Raw genomic sequence first — 21,910 nt, 5'->3', positions numbered from 1 at the left:
CGCCTCCACAACCTCGCCCTCGCCGGATAGACCAGCAGCCGGGGCCGCCACCACCCCATCACCAATTCCAAGATCGCTTACGGGACAACCTTTAGCCAAGAAGAAGGCCCAAGCTGCGACTGCCTGGGCGTCCGCGCGTGTGGGGGCGGCAGTCATGATCTGGCATTCTGGCCGAAAGGTTGACTGGAGCTCGCCAGCAGGTTCTTCGTCCGCGGGTGGTAGAAGCTCACCGTCGCCTCTGACCTGCGGCAAAGCGTGGAATCGTCTGCTGCTGAGCCGAGTTGGTCCGCGCCTGGTCCCGATCCTGATCCGTGATCTGTGGTGTTGGCGTGCGAGTCCTGCGGTACGACATGGCACATGTCGTAGAAACCGTCCATGGGCGTCCAGTCGGTCCAGGATAAGCGAGTAAGTCCAGGTCAGAGCCTTGTGGCGTGAGCGCGTCCGCAGGGTTGGTGACTCGTGACAGGTGAGGACGCTTGTCGGCTGTTTCCGGCGGGAGTCCTGCGTAGACGGGACCTGATACGACGATGCCCTGCCGGCCTGCTGCGGCGGGGCGTCATCGTGCACTTGGTCATGACGGGAGCCGGTCGCCGAGTTGTTGGCTGCCCCTGCCCATTCGCTTCTTGGTAGTCACGTTTCGTGACGCGGGGTGGGTGCCAGGTGGTGTCGTGTCAGGGGCCGTAGGGGCTCCAGTGCCCGAGGAAGGGCCTGAGGCCGTCGGCTCGTGGTTCGGGGATGTCGGGCAGTCGGGGTGGTGTGTGCAACGGGTCGAGGCGCTCGACGGTGGATGCTGCCCAGCTGATCGTTCATTGGGCGACTTGATACCCAAGTGCTGAGCGGCCAGCCGTGCGGTCAGCGGAAGGACTCTGCTGGGCAGGTTTGTCCTCCAATGTTCCAGCCGCTCGGGGTAGATCTTTCTGCTTCTCGCCTATGGCCGTGGCCAGGGACTTGAGCAAGTCAGTTGGAACCTCGTGCTCGCCCGCGAGGATCTTGGATATGTCTGCTTCCGACATACCTGAGGCTGCGGCCAGCTTGGCTTTGCCATCCCCTGATGATGAGCCGACCGCGAACCCCTTCCTGATGGCTGCTTCTTTCGCAAATCGGGCAAAACTTCCCTGCTGTGGCATCCGGCCGCTGCCCCTTCCTTTACGGGAAGAAATAGGGCGCCATCCGCGCGTCGTTTCCAGTAGAGGCAACCTCTCTGCAGTGCCGACGCAGACCTAGGAGATTGCTGGACTAAGTCGTGCGGCGCAGTGCCACAACTCAATCGATCGTATAGATACGTTCGCCCTTATGGTTGTTTACCCATATATCGCCGTCACCCCAGATGGTAACTGTGATAGTTCCGTGGTATCGCGTTGAGAGGACCTCGGCACCGTGGCTCTTGTATTCGTCAGAGGCATCAGTGCTCGGCTTCTTGCCGACTGAACAAATCACTACCTCTGGGGACATAGCATCAACTGCATCCAAGTGATAACCCGACTCACGCCCATGATGCGATGCTTTTAGGATGTCGCATGAAATGGCATCCTCCCCAGGCTTGTCGAGGACCGACTTCCAAGCTGCCGCCTCCGCATCACCCGGCAGGATAACCGTACGACCTGCATACGTCATTTTGATAACGTAGGAGCAGTTGTTGTAGCTCTCACTCGCGGCGCAGAGATCGATAAGATCTTGGGTCGGCGATAGAACTTCAATTCCGTCGTCGGCCCAATATTGCGCCGTAGCTCCTCTAAGATTCTTCAGCACCTTGTGCTTGCTGTCGTCAGGCCCCATGCCCGAGCCTAGGCATTTGTACACCAACCAATCAAGGTACGAAAACTTGCTGTGTTCAAAATCCGACTCCTCTAGATGCTTATCATGATCGACGTCCCAGAAGTTTTCGAGGTCAATCTTGTCCTGCCAAAAGAATCGATGCAGGCCACTCATGTGGTCCATGTCAGGGTGGGTCTGAATGTAGCGGAAGACTCTCTTGTCTGAAAAATTCTCCGCGAAATAGTCCGCTGGATCGACCAGGAGAGATTTGTAGTAGTCCTCCCATGTTCGAAACTCGCCCTTAACCAGCTGCGAGCGACGGTAACGGAAGTCGTATAGCGAAACCCCCTTGCTTTCCGCCAGCGCTTCTTCGTCTGCCTCAGGAAGGCTCTTCGAGTTGTTGATATCAATCATCATCAACCGGCCTGACGGAAACTCGACGATCGTGCAGTCCCCGTGCCCGACATTGAGAAAATGGATTTTCATCATCGGAAGTCAAACCAGCCTTTCGGAAATTGCGCGAGACTACTCTTGCGAACCTGATCTGGAATCGGCCTTCTCGGCAGCAAGGACAACCGCTGCTTGTAGCAGCTCGTAGGCATACCTCTCCGCTGCATTCTTCATCCGCACGGGCGAGGGAAGGACCCACCAGATGGCGAGACAGGCGACGGTGGCAAGAAGGGCGAGAGAATTCGCGAGCGTTAGCGCAGGCTGATGGTCAACGTTCGCAAGCCACAACATGTACGCCAAGACGCCGAGCACCACCAGGAGTGCAGCGCTCCGTCCGGTCCAACGGATGCCATAGAGATTTCGATGAAAGCCGTAGCTTCGGTTCTCGGCGCGTACGAGAGGGAACTTTTCTTCATCTCGGGTGAGGCTGCGGATCTGCCCTATGGCAACCTCGATTGCCTCATCGGCTTTCCCGGGGTTGGCCCGCTCGCTACGGGCCGCGGAAAGCTCGATCCCCGTTACAGATGCCACGGCCTTCCGCCAAGTCTCCCGCTGTAGTGAGTTCTGGCCCTCTTGCCGCAGACGGAGCTTCTGGACGGTTGGGGAGCCGCCCCATGATGCCCAGAGTGATTCTTGAACCTTCCGCCCCTGGTGACGCACCAGTTCAGCCAGGACGATCGGACCGCCGGCCAGTGACAGCGCGGTGAGAACCGATACAACAACCGGAGCCTTGCTGAGACCAAGGACTGCCAGCGCAAGGCTGACTGGAAGCAGCGCGAGCAGGCCAGGCGCAAGCCGCGCCCGGCGTTCGTAGTCGTCGAGCCACAGCACGGCTACGCGTCGCCACCTTCCTCTACTTGCGAATGCAGTGGTAGCGCCATGATTGGGACGTATCCGGCTCGGCTGGGAGCGTCATAGGAGTGATGAATCGTCCGACCTTGTGTGGCGTAGACCGGGTAACCTCGCCGATGGAAGGCGTTCGTGGTTTTCTTTGCTGGGTGCTTGTTCTTCTCGTTCTTCTTCGGCGCGGACACGAACGCCTCCCCTAGGACGGTCGTCTCTCCCTTGGGACCGAGCAGGCGATCGAGTAGTGATGGACTGACGTTGCGGCGGCTGCCATGGTGAGGAACCTGCACGAAGTCAAGGCTCCCGGGCTGGAAGCTTTCATCTTCGAGAACGTCGAGGGCTTGTCCGAGAGCGGGAATGCCAGCATCTCCGGTGAACAACAGCTTCCGGCCGTCCACGTCTAGGAGGCAGATGGCGCTGGTGTTGTTCTTGGCGGATGTCTCACCATCTTCGCCTAGCGTCTCGGTCCAGAGCGTCTCCGGCACCATTCTGGCGAGCAGATGCCGGATGGTCGCTTCCCAGCTCTTCTTGGCCTCCTGTGCAGAGTCGGGCTCGACGATCTCAGCCAACAACTCCCGGTAGTAGTCCTCGGTGGGACCGAGAATGCGCAGGATGCCGTCGTCACTCGTCCAGTCAAGGAACGGTTCCTCGATGAGGACACCCTGCGCCTTGGCGACTTCTTCAAGGTCGGTTGCGCCCTGAAGTGAATCTCTCAACTCCGTTCGCAGTGCCCGCGCGTTGAGGGAGAGGATCATCTTTGCTCGCGCCATGTCCGCGGAATGGCTCCAAGGCAGGTGCATGAGGAGCTTCTTGACGGTCATCTGCTCCAGGACGACCCGCAGCCCGTTGATGTGGTCCCTGTCCGGGTGGGTTGAAACCACAAGACCCACGATCCCGGTTCCGTAGTACTTGCGGATGTGCTCGACGAGCGCTTCGCCGTCGTCGAGGTAGCCGCCGTCGATCACGATCACGGTCTGTTCTTCGCGCGGACCGTGGAGGTTGCCGTAACGAAGAGCGATGGCATCGCCACCGCTCGACTCCTCCCCGACGGGGAGGAAATCTATCTCGTAGCCCATGATCTTCCTTCAGTCATGGCCCCGCTGGGCGGATCGCACAAGAGTCGGACGGAAGGCGTTGCGTGCCTTGGCCTAACAGGCAACACACAGTAGCTGTCTACTTCAAGATCTAATTACACTCCGTCAAACTACAAGCCCACAAAAGGAGTAGACCACCATCCTGACTGACCGAAAGTGATCATTGTCGATCTTTCGTGACCGCCAGTTGTGCACCCCTGATGTCACGCGAACGCCGTGTCACACATGGGAAACTCCAGGCCCGGACGAACTCCGTTCACGCTCGGTGATGGCTTTGTTGCCACATGCATTGGAAGGGTGAGGTCCATGTCCACGGGGTGGATGCTGCAAGTGGCGTATAGAAATCAGTCGAAAATTTCAAGGCGAGATTGAACGAGATCGACGCAAAACACGTGTCAGAGGGCCACTGCCGACATGAGTCGGCAGTGGCCCTCTGACTAACTGCTCACGCCTGAGACCTGACAGTCGCGACCAACTGGTGGCCTGCTCAACGCTCCGCATCTTCACTTGCGCAGCCAGCACCGGGATAGCCTCAATCTTTTCCGCCGTCAGGTCGTTCCAGACCAGCCCTCGCGGCCGGCGCCGGTTGGGGCACTGAATCACCTCGTCCGGCGTCACGATCAGGTCCACGCTGAAACGGATCGGGCGCTACCTCGTGCTGCAGGCGATTGAACTTCTCCGGCAGTCCACGACTACCCCGTCACATATGCCCGATGGCGACGCGCACGAGCCCAACGCTGAGGGAGACACCGGCGCTTCGGCTTCCCCGCCGCCCACGGTGCAGAACGTTCCGCCGGAGATAGCTGCGGCCTTCGAGGACCTGGAGCGGCACAACCGCGTCCACGCGCCGACCACGTCGTTGCTGCGCACCTTACACGCGGTGCTGGACGCCCGCATCCCTGAGCGGACGTCTCTGCTCACGGACCAGCTTCGCAGTCCCGATGCCGCCGTTCCCTACGACGCGATCCGTATGGCCCAGGACCTGATGGCGGCGTGGCGCGGTGACCACACCAAGCTGGTACTTCACCTCGCCGACTGCCTGCTGCCCGACGATCCCTACACTGCTGGCTCGGCTGCCGAGGCCCTCAGAGTCCTGGCCCCCGTATCCGAACCCGCCCGGGAAGCCCTGGCCTCCTACGTCGACATACAACGCACCATGCACGGTGGGGACGTGCGGGCGGCGCCGCAACCGCTGCCGCGCCGGGCCCACCAAGAAGCCGTCCTGGCACTGGCCCGCCTTGAAGATCTGCGAGCGCTGCCCTGTCTGCTGAACGCGCTGGATGACGACGTCGACGCCTGGCGAGCCCTGCAAGTCGTCGGGCAACTGCGTCCGGCCGCCGGTGATCTTGTGCCTCGGCTGAACCGGCGCCTGGTTGGCGCGGACTTCTCCCAGGACGGCTTCGGCTCGAGTACCGGCGCCCTGCTGTCCGCTCTTGCCGCACTGCGTGACCCGGCGGCCATACCCGCGCTCACGAACGCCGTCACCGCCGCGATCCGGCAAGAGAACTGGCGCACCGCAGCCACCGCCCTCCACGCCTTGTCGGGCTTCGGCCCTCGGGCCGCAACCGCCCTTCACGTCGTTCGCCCGCTTGCCGACGCACGGGACATCGACCTCCGGATGGCCGACACCGGTGCGCTGTGGGAGCTCGAAGGCAACTTTGAGAGTGCCGTGCCGAAGCTAAACGACCTGCTCGACACGCACGTGCACCGTGCTGCGGCCGACGTCCTTGGCTGGATCGGCCAACCCGCCGCGATGGCACTGCCACGCCTAAGGGCCATGCTGGCCGATGGCTACGAATGGACCCGCATCCACGCGGCTGCCGTGCTGTGAGACATCGGAGGCACGGCCGAGGCACCCACTGTCGTCGAGACGCTGCTGGGCGCCTGGGCGAAGAACGACGCAACCTCCAACTACGTAGCCGCATACCTGAACCGCATGGGCCTCGCCGCTGCCCCCGCCCTCTCCCGAGTCATTGAAGAACTGGCACTTTCACGCCGCAGCGGCCACTTCCGCAGTACCGCCAACGACGAAGAACTCCAGGCCACCTGCCGCGCCATCGTCACACGCCTCACGTGAGAGTCACACAGCGCTTCATCGAAGCCCCGCGGCTGGCACCCCGTTGCGCTTGGTGCTGGCCGTACTGGCCAATGACATCCTCAGTCGCGCCGGTTTCGCCCCGTGCTTGTCGAGTGCGCCGACCGGCGCCCGAGGTACAGAGTGTGGCGCGTACGAGCCGGTGGTGGCCCTTCGCGCGGAGCGCACCGGGCTGCGCTGAAGGAGACACAGGGCGCGCGGCGGTGGGAGAGCTTCCGCGGTCTGTAGATCGGCCGGCGTGATCTGCATGAGGGTTGGCGGCGGTTGGGGAGGATGGAAGCGAACGCTGCTGCCGTACCGCGGACTGGCTCCTGACATCTCGGACCGACGTGTCCTGACCATCCTGTGTCGACGCGGGGCGAGGCAGTGCGCTTGGACGCTGGACCGGGCGAGCGTGTCTGGAGCACTGGAATGCGGGGTGTCCTCTGCACCGTGTCACTGGTGACCGCTCTCCGGGTCGGCGGCGCGGCTGCTGACTTGGGACGGGGGATGAACCATCGAGTCGTCAGACCCGCTTCGAGCCGTGGACTGCGCTGCAGAGCCGGATGAGGTGGTGCTGGGGGTCGACACGCATCGCGATGTGCATGTCGCGGCCGTGGTCTCGTTGGCGGGCCACGTCTTAGGTGTTGACCGCTTCCCAGCAACAGCGAGTGGCTACGGCCGACTTGCCGACTGGGCCGGTCGGTGGGGTGCAGTTCGACGTGCCGGAGTCGAGTGTTCTGGCAATTACGGTGCGGCGCTGTCGCGCCATCTGCTGGCTGAAGGCATCACCGTGGTTGAGGCTCCTGGCCCTGGGCCTGCAGCGCGGCGCCGGCGGAGCAAGTCCGACGAGGGGGACGCGGTAGCTGCAGCCCGGTCCGTCCTCAGCGGCCGTGCGCAGTCACCGGTGAAGGCAGGCGATGGTCCGGTCGAGATCGCGCGCATGTACCTGATGGCGAGAGACTCCGCTGTGAAAGCCAAACGGCAGGCGGTGAACCAGATCAAGGCCCTTCTGGTCACCACTGATCCGGCCCTCAGAGAGGAGCTACGGAGTCTGTCGCGGCGTCGCTCCTGCCGACGCTGCTGGCCGATGCCCAGCGTGCTATCGACATCGTCCGCGCGATGGCCGCACTCCTGGGTACGCACCGGTCTCCGGAGCGAGGGGAAGTCGATGCCACGATCATGTGGCTGATTCGCATTGCACAGCGGGTGGCAGACAGCGGCGCACTCGACCTTCTCGAGGAGTGCTGTGACGGGGCATTCGAATGGGACGGTCACTGGGATCAGTGGGGACCTCAGAAGGACATCGCGGCATGGCTACGCACCTTGCAGGGTGACAGTGCCAGTTCAGTCGCCTCTATGCTCCGCCAACACCCCACCTGTGCACAACACTTCAGTCACGTCGCCGACGACGTCGATGTCGACCACCGGATCCGAGCCGCACTGACACACCTTGGGCCCGCGCGTCCCGCGATCCGCCCATCCCCACCCGGACTGCGGTGAGGCGGGGTTGGGCCGGGGCTCCCTCCGCGCCGCGGCTGGCGAACTGCACACGATGTGCCTCTCGCGGTAGCCTGTTGGGCTGACCGGCGAGTGCCGCGAGCGGCTTCAGGCCGACTCGTGGGCCGGATCGGTGGACGCCTACCTGGTGCTGAGTGATGGGCAGAGTGGCCTCCGAGTTGAGAGCATGACTGAGCAGATCCTCGGCACGAGCTGGCTCGCTCCGTGTCGCGGTCCGGAGCACCTGCGATGCAGGTGGTCGCAAAGGGGGGAAAGTGGAGATTGAGTCGCTGATCGCGGCGCTCGGCAGCCTGACTGCCGTCTCTGCCGTGGCGCGCACGATCGCGCTTTGGGCTAGATCGCGGCACCCAAAACGAGTAGTAGTCCAAGACGGAGAGGATGAGGTGAGCCTCGATCTCTCAAACAGGAGCGAAGCGCTGAGGTTCTTGGAGAAGGTTGTCAATCCGGACCGTAAGGTGCGGTGATCTTGTGACAACTGCTGTGCAGGTACAGCCGCGAAGAGTATTCAATTACGATCAGCTCAGTGCGGCCATTGGAGGCGCAGGAGCTGGCATCAGCACGGCCGCGATTGGCAACCACTTGGACCCGCAGGGCTTCTGGCGCGACGCCTTTCTGTACGCGGCCCCGGTGCTCGCAATTGTGGTGAGTGTATTGGTCAACTGGGGATGCGCCGCTGCCGAACGGCGCGAGATAGCGCAGGGTATCAAGAGGGCTCTGGCGACGGTACAAGAGGAAATCGACGATCCGACGACGACTTTCGCGCGGAAGGAAGAATTGAGATCGATGCTTCGGGCCCTTCGTGACGAGAAGATTGCCCACCGCATCTAACTTGATCTTAATTTTCGGACGTCGTCCGGCTTATCTTACTTGATCACTCGGTCCGGTAACAGCCGCACGTGCGGGCGGCCTTCGGCTGAGCATTTGTTCCGACCAAGAAACACCTCGCTCAGAACGACGGCCGTGGGAAGAGTCTGCTGCATCACGATCAACCTGCAGGATCCGTTCGCCGAACTTCACTCCTTCGGTACGAGTTCTACTCCTGACCAGACGTGCGGACGCGCTGTTCGAACTGGCCGATGTGGCGCTGAGCGCGGACCGTCCAGTCTGGTCACTGGTGGAGGTGGAGTCGCGCACTCTGGCAGGCTCCCCTCATGGCGCTCACCCCTCCTCCTGAGGCTGCGGACTTCACCTTCACGCTGGCCGATGCTCTCGACATACCTGTCCGCGTGCGCTCCGACGGAGACCTGGCGAAGTGGGATCGCCGCCAGGCGCCGAAGGCCGCGCAGCCATGGCCGGCGACCGACGCGCTCCCGGCAGACGGCGAATTCCTGGCCACTACTACTTGGCGGCAGCTCGTGACGGCGGCAACCAGCGCGGGCCGCGACCTGGCACCCTGGCTGCGGAAGACGCCGGCATTCGCCGTCAACGAACTCATCGCCCGCGTTGCCCCACTCCAGGCGTACCTGACACTCAAGGACTTCAAAGCGCCCTCCGGAGCGGCCGGGCGGCGCCTGTTCGTAAACGCCGTCTACCGCCACGGCACAGAACGCAGCGCCCATGCCGCCTTCGGATACCACCTGGGCATGACGATGGCCCAGTGGCTGACAGTCGGTATGGCGGGGTTGCCGGCCACCGTGCACCTGGAGGCTTGCGGCATACCCGAGCTGGTGGATCCGACGAAGAAGCTCCCGGATCTCTACGGCAATCACGCGGTCGAGGCGTTGCCGTGGCTGATCGAAGCCAAGGCGCGCAAGTCACTGGGAGTCGGCGACATGCGCGACGGACAGTGGCAGCTGGACCAGGCGACGGCGGAGATCGCCGTCCCACACCGGCAGGTGCTCTGCGGAACGGTACTGCCGGAGCCCGGCCGCTGGGAGGACGACCACCTCGTCATGATGGTGCACACCGCTCTCGTGGGTCCGTCCCCAGTTGGCGGCGTCCCCTCCCTACCAGACCCCCCGAGTGACGGGGGTGAACCCTCACTGGACGAGACCCCGGACGATCTGCTCAGCGTCGCGCGGGACCAACTTCTCGTCTTCCGAGCCTTGGCGTTCGGGGCAGTCCAGGACCTGCGGGTCGTCCCGCTTGCGGGGATGGGGGCGGGAACTGGCGGACCATCCAGGCGGAAGAGCGCCGTGAGGCCGCTTGAACGAGATGCCGGTACCCGCGATCTACGCGCGCGTGTGCTGGCCGAAGGGGTGCCTTACGAACGGATTCGGCAGGAACAGGACTTGGCAGTGCGGGAGTTCGTGGTCGGACGTATCCCCGGTATTGGTCTTCACATGGGCCTGTCGCGTGGCTTGTACGCGGCCTGCGCCCGTCTGCACCAGATGCAGACGGAGATCCCAGCGGAGGATCCCCTGTTCCCTGCGGCCCCGTTGCTCGTGCAGCGCGGGGCGGACGAGGAGCGTGAGGAGATGAGCCGTGAAGCGCGGCGCACCTTCTACGAGCGCGAGGACGAGCGACTAGTGACGGTCAGGCGGGAGATGGCCGACGCGTATAGGACCCAGGAGGTGCCGGCCGGACTCCTGCGCGGTGTTCCCCTCGTGGTAGAAAGGCCCGAAGCCAGAGGCGGGGTGCTGGAGGCAAGGACGGCTGAGACGTACATGGCCGTCGAGCTCACCGATCCGATCATGTCGGGTCACCGCTGACACTCCTCCCGGACTCGGTCAGCAGAGGCAGCGTTTGTGCGGGAGATGACTCCTCGGCGAGGCCTGAGAGGCCGCCCCGAACCCCGGCCGGCGGTCTGCCTGAGGTACTCCTCTTCACAGACAGGCCGAGGCCCGGCGGTTTCCCAGGTCACCTCGTGCAACCTGTGGCACTCGAAGCCCGCCGTCAGTATCCAGGGCCGCTCTTCGAGGAGAACTGCCAGATCCCGGGAGGTTGGGTAGGCGCACAGGTCGTGGACGTCCTCCTTCGAGGAGTGATCCATACCTTCCGCTCTTGCCGACCTTCAAAGCGTGGTGTCGTAGGGGCTGACGGCTCGTGATCCCTGCGGTATGCCGCCTGTAAAGGTACGCGCAGGGTGGTGGACTCACGGACGAACGGCGGGCCTTCCGGGAGAAGTTGCGGTTGGAGGTGGTCGAGTGGTTCCAAAGCGGGGACGAGAACGTCGTCATCGCCCATGACCTGCGGGTCAGTGTCCGGTCGGTGCAACGCTGGCGTAGCGCCTGGTCCCAGGGCGGGCCGAGAGCTCTGGCTTCGAAAGGGCCGGCGTCCTTGCCCGTGCTGAGCGACGATCTCTTCGCCGTACTTGAGCGTGAGCTGCTCAAGGGCCCCGTGGCGCACGGCTGGCCGGACCAGACGTGGACCCTGTCGCGGATCAAGACGTTGATCGGGCGTCGATTCCACAGGAGCTACACCGTCCAGGGCGTCGCGGCTTTGCTGAAGCGGCACGGCTGGAGCTGCCAGGTTCCCGCCCGCCGGGCCATCAAGCGGGACGAGGCGGCGGTGGCCGGCTGGGTGAAGGAGACCTGGCCTGACGTGGAAGGACCATGGCGGCGCTCGACGCCTGGCTCGTCATCGAAGACGAAGCCGGATTCTCGATGACGCCGCCCACTACCCGCACCTGGTCGCGCCGCGGCCATACTCCCGTCGTCCGGGTCAGGGGGCGCTCCCGCCGCCGTCTCTCGGTGGCCGCCCTGCTCTGCTACAAGGCCGGACCGCCCTCCCGGCTGATCTACCGTCTCTGTCCCGATGCCCGACCGGACGGGCGCAAGAGCTTCTCCTGGACCGACTATCGCGACCTCATCCAGACCGCTCATCATCAGCTCGGCGGCCCGATCGCACTGGTCTGGGACAATTTGAACACCCACCTCACCGCCGGAATGCGCCGCTGCACCGCCGACCGTGAGTGGCTCACCGTCACTCAACTGCCGCCCTACGCACCCCACCTCAACCCGGTGGAAAGCCTGTGGTCCGTGCTGCGGCGCATCAGCCAGGCGAACCGGGCCTTCGCCGACCCCGACGACCTGATCACCGCCATCCGGCGCGGCCTTCACCGACTCCAGTACCGACACGACGTCTTCGACGGCTGCCTCACCACCACCGGACTACGCAAACCACCATGACGATGTCACGCACTCATGGTCAGTGATGGTCGGGCAGGGCGCGCAGCGCGCGGCTTACGTCCTTGCCGTAGATGCGCTGTACGTCCATGCCGGGAAGGCTCGGCATTTCGGCCCAGTGCGTGACCATTTCCTCGCAGGTCGGCCCGCCGATGGGGAAGCGGACCACGCCGTCGGAGTCGTAGAAGCAGTTCTCGATGATCTCTCCGGTTTCCTCCACCGGATGGATGCGACGGAAGTACATGGGGAGTACCAGCCAGAACTCCTGACCGGAGAGCGAGTCGGGGTCGTCCTCCTGCTCGCCCGGATAGCGACCGGTCACGGCTGCGAGGATGCCGGCACCGTCGTAGGGGAGTCGCTCGTCGGCTCGGATCCATTCGACTGTCGTATTCATGCGTTGCTTTCTGGTCGAGAGGCGTAGGCGAGTGCCAGTCCACCCGATCTCGTGGCTCGCCGCATCGGGGATGTCCCCCAGCACGCCCCTGAGAACACTCCAACCAGCACTCGGCAAAGTGCGGGCGCGGTGGCCAGTTCGCTGGCCACGAGCAGGGGCAGGGCCGGGGTGCGCTGGGAGACGAACAGGCCATGTGCGGGGTGTAGGCGGGTAAGACCGCGCATATGGCAAGCCTGTACGATCGCAGGCGCGTTTTCTCTCGGCGGGGGGCACAAGGTAGCCGGAGCCGCCGTGGGGACGCAGCACACAAGGCTCCGCGGAGGAGCCGCCAGCACGTTGCTCTGCACGCCGACCACAACGAGAAAGGCGTGACCAATGCCTGAGGATGCGGGCGAGGAAGCAGGTCCGCGCGAGGACGTGATGCAGGCGCGGCAGATCGGTGAAGCGTGGCAGCGGATCGAGACGTGGCTTGGCCGCCATGCTCCCGCGACACATGCCGCGCTCAGGCCGGGCGCGTCGGAGGGTGAGATTGCCGCCCTTGAGGAATCCATCGGCGTGCAGGCCCCCGCGGAGCTGCGGGCGCTGTGGCGCCTGTGCGCAGGGAGCCGGGATGTTCCGGCGGCCGGCCTGATCCCTGATCAAGGGTGGGCGTTGCTGGACCTTGAGGCGGTGGCGCGGTCATATCAGTGGCACATGGACAACCAGCGCAGGCAGGCCCGTCGCGATCCGGAGACGCTGGTCTGGAAGCCGTCATGGCTGCCGTTTTGCGCGTGGAGTGTCACCGACCTGAGTTACGGCCGGTTCGTCGACGCTGCGACGGGTGAGACCGGCGGATGGGATGACACGGCTGTACGCACGGTCGATGACACGTCTCTGACCATGCTTCTGGAAGACGTCGCGGACAGGCTGGAGTACCCGAAGCTGGCCACCGGCTACAAGCCGGGTCTGATTCGCGAAGCCCTGGTATGGGGGCCGCCGGACAGCGAGGAGGCGGCGGCCCTGTGGGAGCCCTGGAACGGATAGGACCGCAACGGCCCAGGAGGGCCGGATGCATCTCCGGCCCTCCTGGGTTTTCTGGCTGAGGCTAGAACCGGCTGCGCCAGCTACAGGTGGTGTTGGCGTTCGTGCAGTGCTCGAATCCGGGGTTGGAGACGAAGAAGCCGTCGCCGTCGAGCAGGCGCCAGGTGGCGGGGTTCAGGTCGCTGAAGGCTCCCTGGTTCTGGCTTGAGTTGATGCCAGCACGTCCGCAGCGCTCCGTTCCAGCGGGGCCGTTGGCGGCGGTCCGGGTGTCGGCGAGGATTCCGAAGGTGGCGGCGGGGGTTGCCATCTTGTCCGTGAAGAGCTGGGCGCACTTGCTGCCGTCGCTCACCTGGTTGACGCCGCCGGGGAAGCCGCCGCTCTCGTGGGTGGACGCCATGGCGTACTCGTCGCAGTCGGTCGATCCCACCGACGCGTCAGCCGGGTGCGGGATGAACTTGGTGGTTCCGCTCCCGCAGATCTTGTTGCGGCTGTTGGTGCTCGTCCACGGGCCGCCGGTGGTGGGGTTGGTGACGGTGGTGTCCGGGCCGAGGTAGTGAAGAAGGGAGTCCCACTTCTTCGATCCGGCGTGGTCGGGCATCTTCTCCTGCATCAGCCAGTAGTAGGCCCCGGCCGCCGGGTAGGCGTTGGTGTCCACGGTGTAGGTCGGCTTGAAGAACGGCAGCACGCAGCCGGGCGCCGGCACGGCGAGAATGTTGTCGCAGCGCGGGGCGAGTTCCCGCACGCTGTCGATACCGCTGCTGCCGAAGTCTGCGGTTGCTTTCAGGGAGTTGCTCGCGTCCACGCTCGCGGTGATCGACCAGCCAAGGTCGACCCGTTCCTTGCCGGTGCCGGTCCACCGGGTCACCACGGTCCCCCAACGGCCGTAGTAGCCGCCTGTGGGGTCGTAGGTCCAGTGCGCGCCGTTGGTGGGGTTGGCGCCGTCATCCACCCACTGGATGGGGGCGACGTCGCAGGCGGCACACGATGAGTCGATGTTCCACTTCATCGTGACGCCCTCAAGAGCGGGGTCGATGTAGGTGGGGATGATGACGATCTGCTGGTCGAACTCCCCGAAGTCGCTACCGCTCTCCGACTTGTTGCGGTAGGTCTTCATGCGCTGCTCGAACTTGAAGGTCGCGCGTCCGATCGCCGGCTTTTCCGGGTCGGAGTCGAAGAACCACAGTTCTCCCTCCCCGAGATCCTTCAGACAGGCTTCGGTGCGGTTCATGTAGTCCAGGCCGTCAGCGGCGGCGGTGCACCAGTCGACCAGGTCGACCGCGTCGTTCCCGCCGGGTGTCGGGCCGAGGGCTGCGCGGTTGAGGCTCTGGGGAGCCTCCTTGGTCTTGCCGGGCTCGGGGCCGTCCTTCTTGCTCTTGTCCGGCTTCGTCATGGTGAAGCAGACGCGCCGGTGCTGCCGGTCTGCCGTGGAGCAGTTCTTCTTGTCGAAGTCGCCCAAGGCGGGCGCCGAAGACGACGACGGGGCGGATGACGTGACGGAGCCGCCGGGATCGGTTCGGGTGAACTCGACGATCTTCTGTTCGGCCTGGTCGATCGTCGATTCCGCCTGCTGCGGCGCGGGAAACGTCACGTACGGGTCGATGCGGAACTTCGCCCAGGGCGACCAGGTCGTCTCGTACAGGCTGCCGTCGAACGCCGAAGTGTGGACGAGGTAGTTGATGCCCGGCTTTAGCTTGCCGTAGGCGACCTTGAACTGAGCGGTCGCCCCTGAGGCGACGTAGCCGGACACTCCCACTCCGTACGAGTTGGAGTCGTCAATGTTGACCTGGGCCTTCGGTGTGCCGTCCGCATTGGCCGTGTAGACCTCGAACGTGACCGTGGACTTGTCGCCGTCCGCGTCGGTGACCGTGTTCTTCAGTACTACATCGGGGCTGATGACCTTCCAGGTGTCACCGCTCTTCTTGAACTGCGGACCGGCGGACGGGTTCTTGCCGGAGACGGGACGCGAACCCGCTGCGGGAGAGGCGACTTCCGGACCGGCCGCCGGGCGCGTTGACGGCGCCGCGTAGGGGTCGGGACGGGCGGTGGTGGTGGCTGCCGCGGGCACGGCGGAGACCATCAGCAGGCAGGCCCCCAGGGCGATTCCCGTTTGGACGCCTGATCTCGATAAGCGCTGGTAGACAGACACGAAGCGCTGCATCCTTCCTCGAGCTGAGTCAAACGTGCGTTCGAATGAACGCGAGTGAAGGAGGATACGCCTGGGAGTAGGGTCGAAGTAAGGGCGCTTTAAGGACAGATGGTCGTCGTCGAACTCGCCGCGAGGATCGGGACCAAAATCCCAGTACCGAGTGCGGCAGGTCGTGCCGCAGATGGATCAGCGTGGCCACCAGCCGGTCGACGAAGACCAGCTGGTGGTGGGCGCCGGCTCCCGCGGCCCGCTTCCTGACCTCACCTCGTGCAGCATGGCGACGACCCTCGACCCCGGCTTCCCTCGGCACCGCCAACTCCTCTGCCAGGAGCGCGAGAAAAATTCACCCAGCGGCGTCAACTCGACAACGGGTAGCGTCCCGGCCATGCACAGCGATCTCGACGCAGATGAGGCGTGGGAGCGGCTGCGGGCCAGCCGCTCCGATCCGCCGGCCCGAGCCAATACCGGCTCCCGTCGCAAGACGTACTCGGCAGCCCTGGAACAGGCTCAGCAGCTGTTCCGCGCCGCCGCCGTCGTGGGCCCGGCCACGAGTCCGGTCCTGGCCTTCTACGGCCTCAGCCAGGCTGGCCGCGCCATCACGGCCGCCGCCTGGTCTCTCAAGGGCGAGGACTGGCGCCTCAACACCCATGGGATCACGAGCAAGGGGTTCCACCTGCCCTTCCCCGACATCGAGATCCGCACCGATCCGCCCGGCACCCAGGGCAGCTTCGTGAAGGTCAGCGAGGTCCTCGACTCACCGGTGTGGGAGACGGACCCGGTGCGCCTGGAGGACGTCTGGGACCTGCTGCCCCCGAACCTCAACTACCCGCTCACCAGCAGAGACCGGCTCACCCCGCTGTACACAAGCGAGGGCAGCGTCGACGAAGGCGACCATTCCTTGCTCAGCGTGTTCGTGTGCAACATTCCCGACCGGATCGTCAAGGCCGGCACTCGTAAGGTGCTGGCCGACTTTCTGACTGCGTACGCGGCTGTCGCCCAGCACGAGAGCTACTCGAATGTGGGAGCGTCGGCGCTTCCGAACTACGTCCGTTACGACCACGGCGGGGGCCAGCTGGCGATGAACTGGCTGATGCCCGAGGGCGTGGGCACTGGGTTCGACGGGATGGCGACCATGGCCGAGCGGCAGGCCCACCTGAGGGCCTTGACCCGCGGCTACGCCGGGGGCCGGTATTTCCTGCCGGTCTTGGGCTCGATGAAGCGGGATCTACACCCGCTGATGGCCTGGTGGGCTGTGCTGTACACGCTGTCCATGCTTGCCCGCTACGAGCCCGCGGCCTGGGGCAAGCACATCAACGTCGATGCCAGCCCGCACGCGGTCCCTATCGAGCGGCTCTTGGAACGGGCGATCAACCACCTGCCCGTCCTAGTCGCGGACACCATCACCGAGGTAAGCACGTGATCGACCTTCCTCGACGGGTCGTAGCAGAGAGCGAAATTCCAGCGACAGTACTCCACTGGGTCAGCCACTCTTGATCCATGGCGGCATTCCTCTATGACCGGCTGGTTACGGATCACGAGTACGTACAGCGAGTCCGGCAGCAGCGCCCCAGCGCCCTCCTGCCTGTCATCGCCGCTGCCTCAGCCCGCTGGCACAGCGACACGTGGTGGAACAGTCCATACCGCAAGTACACGCCGTGGGCTCTCGCCGATGTCGCGCGCACCAGCCTCGCCTACGGGAACGAGTACCGCGGGGACGGCAGCTGCACCGAGAACGATCTGATGGCCATGCTTGCCGCGTACGCGGCGTTGACCGACCCCATGATCCGCGACGGGGGGAGCGCCGAATCCGTCGCCAGCTGGCTGCTGCGTACCTCGGGCGAGCAGTTCACCTACCAGGAGTCCGGCTTCAACGATCTCGCTCGGACGGCCGCTCTGTTCGGCCAGACGAGGACGGCCCGCACCGCCACATGCCTTGTCGACGGATGGGATCAAGAACTTCTCGGCTGTTCCCTGTCCGACTACGTCGGCGTCACCCAGCTTCTGTAGGTGGCCGCGCTTCGGAACGAAGGGCGCTTCGATCCCGCGTGGCTGAGCCAGCCCCAGATGGAGCAGATCTGCTCCATCATTCCCGCGCGCACCATACGAGAGATCACGGAACGTCACTTCGTTACCGATCTGACGGCTTTCAAAGCCGAGAATGACAATAGGCGGTCGAGTCGGGACTCCCACCTGCGCCGCTTTGAGTACAACCCGCTGCGCGGCCGCCCCTTCTTGTCCGGCTTCGGGGCGGGCTACCTCGCTCCCTCATCTCACCTGATCATTCCCAAGGGAAGCCCTCTCGGTCTGTACTACATGGGCATCGCCCACTTCAAGAACGACTTCGCCAGGGAACTCGGGGACCTCTTCGAGCAATACGTAGGACGCCAGCTCGGCCAACTTGCCGATGGCAAGGTCTACCCCGAGATCATCTATCGGGACGAGCGACGCAGCGTTGACTGGATCGTCGTGTTCGACGACCTGGTCCTGCTCGTCGAAGTGAAGTCCACGCGCCCTACGGAATCACTACGTCTTGGTGTGCTGGACCGCACCAGCGCTGCCCTGCGCCAGATCAAGCACGCCTACAAGCAGCTGGGAACCACGGCTGCACTGATCGCGGGCCGGGACCCGAGTTTCAGGCACCTCCCCGCAGACCGACCCGTGCACGGTCTCGTCGTGACCATGGAGCCCTTCCACACCGCCAACGCCCCCTTCCAGAAGGAGATGCAGCCGGACACGGACATACCCGTGACCGTCTGCAGCGCCACAGAACTGGAGCACCTTGTAACGCTAAGCGACATGTCGGTGAGCCAGCTCCTCCGCCAACGCCAAGAAGATCCTCTGGCGTCGGCCTACTCCCTCAACTCTGTCCTCGTCGGCAAGAATCACGGACGCAATGCGATCCTGGATGCGGGATGGGATAGCTACCCGTGGAAGCGACACGCTGAACGTGCGAGCCAGGCCGCTGTAGATCAGTAGTAGGGGCCAGAGGGATGCAGCCCGCCTGCGACTGCGGTCTCTGCACCGCATTGCCGATCGTGGACAAAGTGCTGCCCGCTCCTGATGGTGTGCCGCGGGCATGCCAGCTCCCCATGCGCACTCTGCTGCGGAACCCCCCGATCCTCCGGGTCCTCACGATTCCGTTGCGGCGGCTGGATGTCAGTGCGATGTCATAAGGTCCGCTCATGAACTGGGGAGATGCACCAGCTTGGGCTGCGTTCGCTGTGTCACTGGGAGCCATTGGTATCAGCCTCAAGGCCAGAAGTGACGGCAAGCGTTCGGCTGATGCTGCGGAGAAGACCGCCGCTGTTGCTGAGGAGACCCTGGCCCACCAGCGAAGGGTGGACGCTGCTCAGCGCGCGGCAGAGGAAGAGGCCAATCGGCCTCGTGCTGTGCTGGCCTTCGAGCATGCCAACAAGGCGAAGTGGCAATTGGTCAACTACGGAACGGCGATCGCGACCAACGTGCGGATCACGGAAGCGGTTGCGGCCATGCACGGGGGCTGGCCCGAGAACCTGACGCTGGCCCCGGGCGAGGTGCACGACTTCCTGATGGCGGGGTCGATGGAGGCGCGGATTCCCTCCCTGATCCGTGTTGTATGGGACGGGCAAGAAGAGCCGGTGCCTCTTCGTGTGCCGCCGCGTATCGGCTGACGATGGAACGCGCGCCGTCTCTCCGGACGTTACGTCCAGCGCATGCCGATGGCGGACAGCTGTTCCACCCGCTGCGGGTGAGCGTTGCGGCCCGGCTGCGCTGATTCCCGATCCATGACGGAGCTCGCGTTCCTCCTGATCCTCGCCGTCGATGGCGACCACAATCGTCTCCACGTGCTTCCTGGGCACCCGGAGATGAGAGGCGGTGCTCGATCTTGTTCCTCTTCGAAGTGTCAGGCGCAGGTGGCACACGGTGATCGTCAGTCCTGTTTCGGCCGCGAGCCGGGCGAGTTCGAGCTTCCAGGCCCGGGTGCGGTAGCCGTTCGAGCCGCCCGCGTCGGCGGTGATGAGCAGTCGCGTCGCCTGCGGTAGGCGACCCGACCCTGGCCGCACCACCAGCGGCGGATCAATTCCACCGCGAATGCGGCGGTGTTGTGATCGGTGCCCACGTTGACCCAGCCGGTGTTCGCCGCGAGGTCGTAGATCCCGTACGGGACGGCCTTGCCCAGCTGGGGGTCGGCGAAGTCATGGACGTTCACCGGCGCCGGATCAGCCGCAGGCCGCCACTGGCGGCCGTTGTTCTTGAACTCGCCGACGAGCTCCTTCTTCTTGGTGTCCACGCTGATCACCGGCTGGCCGGCATCGCGGTGATCACGGGCCTGCTCGTTGAGATAGCGGAACTGGGCATCTAGGTCGGGATGTTGGCTTCCCTCGATGGTCTTGGCGTTGGCCTGCAGACTGAAGCCTTCCTCCCGCAGCAGGTCCGCGACGGTGTCCGCACTGACTTTGTGCCCGCTTCGGGCGAGCTTCCGCGCCAGCGTGCGGGTGGACTTCACCGTCCACCCGGCGACATCGGATCGCCTCGCTCGTCCGGCTCGACAAGCGCCAGGGCGCCGCCAGTTAGCCACCGCAGCTGGAACCCAAACGTGGGGCAGGTCAACCTGTCACCCAAAGCTGCACCAGACCCAGGCCCTGGCTGCCGACGTCGCATGGGAAGGGGCGCAGAAAGGGTTGCTGGTGGCGACGGCTGATTGGTCGCCGGGGCATGGGAGGTCGTCCGAACCAGGAACTACGTGGTCACAGAGGTGAACCGAGCGGTCGTGTAAATGTGGCTTGAGAACCTGCGAGTATCCGGCAACGGACTCTGGTACCCGGCTTGAAGGTCAGACACCGATACCGCTGTACTCGGGTTCGCCGCTGTCGAGGACGCGGAGCAGGGATGCGGTGACGACGCGGGTGCTGCGGCCGATGCGCACTACGCGGCAGGGGAATTCGCCGCGGCGGACCAGGTCGTAGCCCTTGGCCCGGGAGAACCCGAAAGCCTTGGAGGCGTCTTCCACGCTTCCCGTTCCGCCCCAGGTTGATCGGATGTGAGCCGGGCCGTAGGGGGTGTCCTGTGGCGGGCTGTCCTGTCGGTCCATCGTGCTTGCTGGTCCCATCTCGAAATGCGGTGGCAGCGGAAATATCCCTGCGCTGTGTGGCGTTCCCCTCTGGCATCGTGATCGCGAGTCGAGGGGGTGGTCGGTCTGAAGCTGTTCAACACGGCAGGCGGCGCAGTCGAGGTCCTGCCACGCATTGCGGAGGTCGAGGCGGATGTGCAGACCCTCGTCGAGGCGCACATGGAGACGATGCTGAGTGTCACCTTCCTGGCGAGCGAGTACGTCATCGACTGCGTCGACGGTGGGCGGATCGACTCGCTGGGCCTCGACGAGAACGGTGCACCCGTGATCGTCGAGTACAAGCGCGGCACCGACGCCGGGGTGATCAACCAGGGCCTCTATTACATGGCCTGGCTGACGAACCACAAAGACGCCTTCCGGGGACTGGTCCGCGACCGGCTCGGGGTGACGGCAGCGTCCCAGATCCTGTGGAGCGCACCCCGGCTGATCTGTGTGGCCGGCGACTTCACCCGCTACGACGTTCACGCCGTACGCGAGCACCGGCGCTCAATCGACCTGGTGCGCTACCGGTACTTCGGCAGCGACCACTTCGGCCTTGAGACCGTGGCCTCGGTCACCGGGCACTCGGCCAAGGCCAAGCGGGTACGCCGCCGCGTGGCCGGGGCTTCGCCGGTTCGGCACCAGGGCGGTGCGATGGCCGAGCTGGCTGCCGCGGTCGACGAGGTCCTCGTCGGCCTCGGGGACGGCGTCACGCGGGTGCAGCGCAAGCAGTACCGGGCCTATCAGCGGCTGCGGAACTTCGCTTGCCTCATCCCGCCCCAGCAGACCAAGGTGCTGGTCTACCTGAAAGCGGACCCGACGGCAGTCGATCTGGCGCCCGGCTTTACCCGGGATGTGACCGGGCTCGGCCACCATGGCACGGGAGACCTGGAGGTTCAGCTGCGGACGGAGCGGGACCTGGAGCGCGCTCAGGACCTGTTCCGGCTGAGCTACGCCGCGGCGTGAAAGAGCAATGGCCCCACGGCCATGTGCCTGCACAGATGAAGTTGTGGTTGGTCGTGATGCTGCCCTTCGACGTGGCGTTCGGGTAGTGGCGGTGGAGCTATAAGTATTCGGTGGATCCCCGGTTTCGGTAACCGGGGATCCACTGTTATATTGCCGCCCGCTCAGAGCTGGGCGTATTCACGCATGGCTGCGAGGAATACCGTTGTGTCCGCGTGTGCGGGACCAAGACCCTCGCGGACTCGGGCGCTCTGCTGGATCACGAACGCTCGCTGTTCGGCGGGGGGATGGTCCGGCACGGTTCGGTGCGGGCCGCGGCGAGGCGGCTGTGGGAGCCTGCCCAGCACCGGCATCCCGTGGCGAGCCAGTTCCCTGTCACTGAGGCGTCGAAAGAGTCCGGAATGTGCTGATCGTGTGCGCATCAAAGGAGCAGGCCGGTCAGGGGGATTTCGGCGAAGGGGACTCTAGCCAGGCGATGGTGAAGCCAGGCG

General features: G+C 64.6%; 20 protein-coding genes and 3 pseudogenes. 13 read left to right on the top strand and 10 right to left on the bottom strand.

The window, feature by feature from the left end:
- Window positions 1-806 precede the first annotated feature (806 nt).
- From ABZ896_RS27870 to ABZ896_RS27850, 5 genes and pseudogenes are all read right to left on the bottom strand, one after another.
- Window positions 807-1,127, bottom strand: coding sequence for a hypothetical protein (locus ABZ896_RS27870; protein WP_360934752.1), 321 nt, complete (start codon window positions 1,125-1,127; stop codon window positions 807-809).
- A gap of 136 nt (window positions 1,128-1,263) precedes the next feature.
- Window positions 1,264-2,241 (bottom strand): hypothetical protein, encoded by a 978-nt coding sequence (locus tag ABZ896_RS27865; RefSeq protein ID WP_360934749.1) that lies wholly within the window; start codon window positions 2,239-2,241, stop codon window positions 1,264-1,266.
- Between the two features lie 39 nt (window positions 2,242-2,280).
- The gene (locus tag ABZ896_RS27860) at window positions 2,281-3,036 is read right to left on the bottom strand and encodes a hypothetical protein (protein ID WP_360934746.1); all 756 of its coding nucleotides are present in this window, start codon (window positions 3,034-3,036) and stop codon (window positions 2,281-2,283) included.
- 2 nt (window positions 3,037-3,038) lie between these two features.
- Window positions 3,039-4,127 (bottom strand): hypothetical protein, encoded by a 1,089-nt coding sequence (locus tag ABZ896_RS27855; RefSeq protein ID WP_360934743.1) that lies wholly within the window; start codon window positions 4,125-4,127, stop codon window positions 3,039-3,041.
- Window positions 4,128-4,652: 525 nt separating this feature from the next.
- Window positions 4,653-4,781 (bottom strand): annotated as a pseudogene (locus ABZ896_RS27850) (5-formyltetrahydrofolate cyclo-ligase); the annotation flags it as partial.
- A gap of 70 nt (window positions 4,782-4,851) precedes the next feature.
- Between ABZ896_RS27850 and ABZ896_RS27845 the strand changes: the two are divergent.
- From ABZ896_RS27845 to ABZ896_RS27815, 7 genes are all read left to right on the top strand, one after another.
- Window positions 4,852-5,976, top strand: coding sequence for a hypothetical protein (locus ABZ896_RS27845; protein WP_360934740.1), 1,125 nt, complete (start codon window positions 4,852-4,854; stop codon window positions 5,974-5,976).
- A 787-nt stretch (window positions 5,977-6,763) separates the two neighbouring features.
- Complete coding sequence (locus ABZ896_RS27840) at window positions 6,764-7,411, top strand: transposase (protein ID WP_360934737.1); 648 nt, start codon at window positions 6,764-6,766, stop codon at window positions 7,409-7,411.
- A gap of 499 nt (window positions 7,412-7,910) precedes the next feature.
- Entirely contained in the window at window positions 7,911-8,204 is a 294-nt protein-coding gene (locus tag ABZ896_RS27835) for a hypothetical protein (RefSeq protein WP_360934764.1), read from the top strand.
- Window positions 8,205-8,208: 4 nt separating this feature from the next.
- Window positions 8,209-8,568, top strand: a complete 360-nt coding sequence (locus tag ABZ896_RS27830) for a hypothetical protein (RefSeq protein ID WP_360934734.1) — start codon at window positions 8,209-8,211, stop codon at window positions 8,566-8,568.
- A gap of 323 nt (window positions 8,569-8,891) precedes the next feature.
- Complete coding sequence (locus ABZ896_RS27825; RefSeq protein ID WP_360934731.1) at window positions 8,892-10,391, top strand: hypothetical protein; 1,500 nt, start codon at window positions 8,892-8,894, stop codon at window positions 10,389-10,391.
- A 415-nt stretch (window positions 10,392-10,806) separates the two neighbouring features.
- Entirely contained in the window at window positions 10,807-11,289 is a 483-nt protein-coding gene (locus tag ABZ896_RS27820) for a winged helix-turn-helix domain-containing protein (RefSeq protein ID WP_360934728.1), read from the top strand.
- Window positions 11,286-11,810 carry a transposase gene (locus tag ABZ896_RS27815; RefSeq protein ID WP_360934761.1) on the top strand — a complete coding sequence of 175 codons (525 nt, stop codon included), beginning with the start codon at window positions 11,286-11,288 and terminating at the stop codon, window positions 11,808-11,810. The genes ABZ896_RS27820 and ABZ896_RS27815 overlap by 4 nt, the downstream gene beginning before the upstream one ends.
- A gap of 19 nt (window positions 11,811-11,829) precedes the next feature.
- Here ABZ896_RS27815 and ABZ896_RS27810 read toward each other — a convergent pair whose 3' ends face one another.
- A complete protein-coding gene (locus ABZ896_RS27810) occupies window positions 11,830-12,201 on the bottom strand; it encodes an AQJ64_40280 family protein (protein WP_360934725.1) in 372 nt (123 codons plus the stop codon).
- A gap of 375 nt (window positions 12,202-12,576) precedes the next feature.
- Here ABZ896_RS27810 and ABZ896_RS27805 point away from each other — a divergent pair, with 375 nt between their 5' ends.
- Complete coding sequence (locus ABZ896_RS27805) at window positions 12,577-13,224, top strand: SMI1/KNR4 family protein (protein WP_360934722.1); 648 nt, start codon at window positions 12,577-12,579, stop codon at window positions 13,222-13,224.
- A gap of 61 nt (window positions 13,225-13,285) precedes the next feature.
- Here the strand turns inward: ABZ896_RS27805 and ABZ896_RS27800 are convergent, their stop codons facing one another.
- Both ABZ896_RS27800 and ABZ896_RS27795 read right to left on the bottom strand, forming a co-directional pair.
- Window positions 13,286-15,286, bottom strand: a complete 2,001-nt coding sequence (locus tag ABZ896_RS27800; RefSeq protein ID WP_360934719.1) for a hypothetical protein — start codon at window positions 15,284-15,286, stop codon at window positions 13,286-13,288.
- 229 nt (window positions 15,287-15,515) lie between these two features.
- Window positions 15,516-15,683: pseudogene (locus ABZ896_RS27795) on the bottom strand (IS5/IS1182 family transposase); the annotation flags it as partial.
- On the opposite strand from ABZ896_RS27795, the gene ABZ896_RS27790 reads away from it, so the two are divergent.
- The 4 genes from ABZ896_RS27790 to ABZ896_RS27775 all read left to right on the top strand — a co-directional run bounded on the left by ABZ896_RS27790 (window position 15,642) and on the right by ABZ896_RS27775 (window position 19,017).
- The gene (locus ABZ896_RS27790) at window positions 15,642-16,787 is read left to right on the top strand and encodes a YaaC family protein (protein ID WP_360934716.1); all 1,146 of its coding nucleotides are present in this window, start codon (window positions 15,642-15,644) and stop codon (window positions 16,785-16,787) included. The pseudogene ABZ896_RS27795 and the gene ABZ896_RS27790 overlap by 42 nt on opposite strands.
- Window positions 16,788-16,864: 77 nt before the next feature.
- Window positions 16,865-17,374, top strand: coding sequence for a hypothetical protein (locus ABZ896_RS27785; protein ID WP_360934713.1), 510 nt, complete (start codon window positions 16,865-16,867; stop codon window positions 17,372-17,374).
- Window positions 17,375-18,343, top strand: coding sequence for a hypothetical protein (locus ABZ896_RS27780; protein WP_360934710.1), 969 nt, complete (start codon window positions 17,375-17,377; stop codon window positions 18,341-18,343).
- Between the two features lie 206 nt (window positions 18,344-18,549).
- A complete protein-coding gene (locus ABZ896_RS27775) occupies window positions 18,550-19,017 on the top strand; it encodes a hypothetical protein (RefSeq protein WP_360934707.1) in 468 nt (155 codons plus the stop codon).
- Between the two features lie 193 nt (window positions 19,018-19,210).
- On the opposite strand, the pseudogene ABZ896_RS27770 reads toward ABZ896_RS27775, so the two are convergent.
- Both ABZ896_RS27770 and ABZ896_RS27765 read right to left on the bottom strand, forming a co-directional pair.
- Window positions 19,211-19,906: pseudogene (locus ABZ896_RS27770) on the bottom strand (ISAzo13 family transposase); the annotation flags it as partial.
- A 274-nt stretch (window positions 19,907-20,180) separates the two neighbouring features.
- On the bottom strand, window positions 20,181-20,357 hold the full coding sequence (locus ABZ896_RS27765) for a hypothetical protein (RefSeq protein WP_360934704.1): 177 nt from the start codon (window positions 20,355-20,357) through the stop codon (window positions 20,181-20,183).
- A 177-nt stretch (window positions 20,358-20,534) separates the two neighbouring features.
- On the opposite strand from ABZ896_RS27765, the gene ABZ896_RS27760 reads away from it, so the two are divergent.
- Window positions 20,535-21,422, top strand: a complete 888-nt coding sequence (locus ABZ896_RS27760; protein ID WP_360934701.1) for a DUF5655 domain-containing protein — start codon at window positions 20,535-20,537, stop codon at window positions 21,420-21,422.
- The last annotated feature ends 488 nt before the right edge of the window (window positions 21,423-21,910 follow it).

Origin of the sequence: Streptomyces sp. NPDC047072, from assembly GCF_040643855.1 — a bacterium.
In the GTDB taxonomy this organism is placed as follows: domain Bacteria; phylum Actinomycetota; class Actinomycetes; order Streptomycetales; family Streptomycetaceae; genus Streptomyces.
Note: the sequence above shows the minus strand (reverse complement) of the source record. Positions and strands in the feature narration are given on the sequence as shown.

Bases quoted from the DNA above. Each gene is read 5' to 3' on its own strand.
- ABZ896_RS27810 (WP_360934725.1), bottom strand. From the start codon at position 12,201: ATGAATACGACAGTCGAATGGATCCGAGCCGACGAGCGACTCCCCTAC.
- ABZ896_RS27790 (WP_360934716.1), top strand. From the start codon at position 15,642: ATGGCGACGACCCTCGACCCCGGCTTCCCTCGGCACCGCCAACTCCTC.
- ABZ896_RS27785 (WP_360934713.1), top strand. From the start codon at position 16,865: ATGGCGGCATTCCTCTATGACCGGCTGGTTACGGATCACGAGTACGTA.
- ABZ896_RS27865 (WP_360934749.1), bottom strand. From the start codon at position 2,241: ATGAAAATCCATTTTCTCAATGTCGGGCACGGGGACTGCACGATCGTC.
- ABZ896_RS27845 (WP_360934740.1), top strand. From the start codon at position 4,852: ATGCCCGATGGCGACGCGCACGAGCCCAACGCTGAGGGAGACACCGGC.
- ABZ896_RS27855 (WP_360934743.1), bottom strand. From the start codon at position 4,127: ATGGGCTACGAGATAGATTTCCTCCCCGTCGGGGAGGAGTCGAGCGGT.
- ABZ896_RS27815 (WP_360934761.1), top strand. From the start codon at position 11,286: ATGACGCCGCCCACTACCCGCACCTGGTCGCGCCGCGGCCATACTCCC.
- ABZ896_RS27825 (WP_360934731.1), top strand. From the start codon at position 8,892: ATGGCGCTCACCCCTCCTCCTGAGGCTGCGGACTTCACCTTCACGCTG.
- ABZ896_RS27805 (WP_360934722.1), top strand. From the start codon at position 12,577: ATGCCTGAGGATGCGGGCGAGGAAGCAGGTCCGCGCGAGGACGTGATG.
- ABZ896_RS27775 (WP_360934707.1), top strand. From the start codon at position 18,550: ATGAACTGGGGAGATGCACCAGCTTGGGCTGCGTTCGCTGTGTCACTG.
- ABZ896_RS27870 (WP_360934752.1), bottom strand. From the start codon at position 1,127: ATGCCACAGCAGGGAAGTTTTGCCCGATTTGCGAAAGAAGCAGCCATC.